The 2947-nt window shown below is 29.7% G+C and carries 2 protein-coding genes; both read right to left on the bottom strand.

Annotation, left to right across the window (positions count from 1 at the left end):
• Positions 1–226: 226 nt before the first annotated feature.
• On the bottom strand, positions 227–1978 hold the full coding sequence (locus F0000_RS26880; RefSeq protein WP_149627783.1) for a right-handed parallel beta-helix repeat-containing protein: 1752 nt from the start codon (positions 1976–1978) through the stop codon (positions 227–229).
• A gap of 206 nt (positions 1979–2184) precedes the next feature.
• A complete protein-coding gene (locus F0000_RS26875) occupies positions 2185–2727 on the bottom strand; it encodes a hypothetical protein (protein ID WP_149627782.1) in 543 nt (180 codons plus the stop codon).
• Positions 2728–2947 lie beyond the last annotated feature (220 nt).

Raw genomic sequence — 2947 nt, 5'->3', positions numbered from 1 at the left:
GCTTACTAAAAAAAGCAGCAACACTTTAAAAAACGGCCTTGCAAAGAGCTAAAGTTAATACCCAGTAAATTACGAATTTTACGTTAGCCTACGTACTGAAGTTTCTGGGGTCTATGAGGGATTGCTTGTAACGTCTCTTGTATGGTGCGTTTGCATCCCGCAGGGTACATATGCATTATACAAATTGTTAGCATTAGTTAATTTGTCCAAAATTTAAATTATCACTTTAATTATTTTCATTGGTAAAGTTATTTAAAGTATTGTCTCTAATCGTAGAGTTTAAATTAGTAGATGTACTATTCTTCCATACTGCCCAAGGATATTCATTTGTACCTGTGAAATTAAATTTATTATTTAAAACAGATGTACCTATTGTATTATGCAAATATACTGAGTTCTCAAAATTGTTATATATATCGTTATTTGATATTGTGGTATTTATGCTTCCAGATCTTATATAAATACTTCTGTTCGTACAATTTCTTATCACGTTATGTTTTATTAGGTTTTCTTTACCACCTAGATATATACCTAGGTTTCCATTACTAATTATATTGTCTAGTATTAATGCGTTTTTTAAGTTATTACCATTATAATAAATTCCATTATCTCCATTTAATTCTAAAATATTATTTTTTAATTTAATTTCGTTCGGAAAATTTCCTGAATCATAAACACTACCAATAAGGATATTTATATTATGGGGATCAATAGAGTTTGATGAGATATGATTATCAGATAAAGTAGTTGTAGAATTATGTATTTTAATGACCCCATTTTCTGAGGATAATATATTATTGGAAATTAAACAATATTGAGGTTTAGTTTGTTGACCATTCGGATCTGCAGAAAATAACTCAATTGCGAATCGTGTTGTAGAAGATATCTGATTATCTTTAATAAGCATATATTGTCCAGATTGATTGGAAACTTTTATTCCGCCTTGACAATTAATGATTTCATTCCCTTCAATAATCAAATCCGTAAATATTTGCTTAGATTCCGAAGTTTGAGTATAATCTACTTTGATGCCAACTGGATTGTAGTTTCCATTTGGATATTTTAGGTTTTTTATAATATTATTTTTGCAACTGGCATTACTTGCATGTAAATACTCTTGCTCATGTCCAAATCTTATTCCAGGTCCGTGTTTTTTAGAGTCATCATCATTATAAATATAGTTGCCTTCAACTAAAGCATTTCTATCATTAATAGTAATAAAAGCCGTAGAGGAATTAACAACAGTATTGCTAATAATTTTATTATTATATCCTATTTTGTTTACTCCTGATTGATTATAGCCAGCTGTTGCAATTCCAGATGTCCCTTCATTTAGAAAATTGTTTGTTACTAAACAGTTTTTAGAAGCTAATAAATAAATTAATTCTCCATCTGCATATTCCATTTTACAATTTTTAATAGAAGAATCAGTAGTTTCTTTGAATAATATTTGAGTAACTGTTCCGTGACTTGACCCAAATACTTGTTGTTTATTTAGATTTACAGAATTAAATTCTATTGAACTCGATTCTATAACTTCAATTCTTCCTGAAACTGATGTGTTCGTAGGGTCAAGTATGTAATGAGGTTTCGTGTTATTATTATCAATGTTAAAATTTTCCACAACAATGTTTTGACTGTTGATTACTTTAATTTTAAAACCTATTCTCGAAGGGTCTTCATATTTTAGATAAGAATTATTTCCGTCGATGATAATATTTGATTTGCCTTCAATTAATATATCACAACTAATGATTTCAGTTTGCCCAAAATTAAATTCAAGATATGAATTGTTAGTAAGGTTGGCAATTTGATTACATATACTCTGATTAGAATCAATACTCACAACTTTGTATTGAATATTATTGACAATTTTGTATTCTTGATTTTCCTCCTCAAAAATTCTAGAATCATCTTCAGAACAACTGGTTAAAAATAGTATGAATAATAGAAAGGAAACTTTGAAATTTGTTTTCATATTTTTTAGAGTAAAATGGTTTTATTAATGCTAACGTTTAATATATGTGTCGTAGCAGGGCAAAATGTTACCCTGTTTTTCGATATTTCTGCGCATTGGTTGCTAACTTTTACTTTCTGCAAGCATTGCGCCTTACCAAAAATACGACAACCAATCGATTCATTACTTAGCTGCTATGATCACATATATAGTGTTGTGCCCAGTTTTTATTTCCAAATTTCCCACCATTTTTTGTACTCACTTTCATCATATGAATCTGCATAACCCTTATAATTCAAAACTTTCTTAGCGTGGATAGCAACCAAGTCGTATTTGTGGTCAACAAATTTTTCAATTCGTTTATTTATTCTTGGGCTGTCAAACTTTATTAAGTCCATAAAAATACAACCTTGCACAGCATAAATGAATTCCAATTTTTCAAATTCTTCAAAAGCTATTTTTTCCATTTCGGAATCTCCTTTTTTCAAGTCATTTATTAGTGCAGCCCATGTGATTTTTTCAAAATGAGAATCTTTTTTCATAAGTCGTCTTGAAAGAACTGGTAAAGCATTTTCGGATTTCATTTCGACTAGTGTTTGTCCAATTAGAAGGTCGTCATTTTCTTCTAGTTCCTGAATCAGTCTTTTTTCAACAGCCAAAAACTCTTCTTTATTCAGTCCAGCAATAATTTTATCATTAGTAAAGCCTTCCCGTTCTTCTCGAGTAGGTGGCGGTATAATTTCCTTTATTAACTTTTCAATATTTCTCATTCGCGAAATTGGGCACAACATTATAGGATTAAATCATTTAAGCCAAAGGCGCAATTTGATTTAATCCGCTGTTGTACTATGCGTTTTTTTTTTTTTTTTTAACCTTCTATGGGGATTGAATCCACTTGTTGTTTACTCAAAGTTAGTTTTTTTGAATAAAATGGCTTTAGTTTTCGTAGTTTTCTTGCGTTTTTGATGCGTGCTATGAACTATTTGATGG

This window comes from Aquimarina sp. RZ0 (genome assembly GCF_008370685.1).
GTDB lineage: Bacteria > Bacteroidota > Bacteroidia > Flavobacteriales > Flavobacteriaceae > Aquimarina.
Note: the sequence above shows the minus strand (reverse complement) of the source record. Positions and strands in the feature narration are given on the sequence as shown.

Coding starts and splice junctions, on each gene's coding strand:
- F0000_RS26880 (WP_149627783.1), bottom strand. CDS start 1,978: ATGAAAACAAATTTCAAAGTTTCCTTTCTATTATTCATACTATTTTTA.
- F0000_RS26875 (WP_149627782.1), bottom strand. CDS start 2,727: ATGAGAAATATTGAAAAGTTAATAAAGGAAATTATACCGCCACCTACT.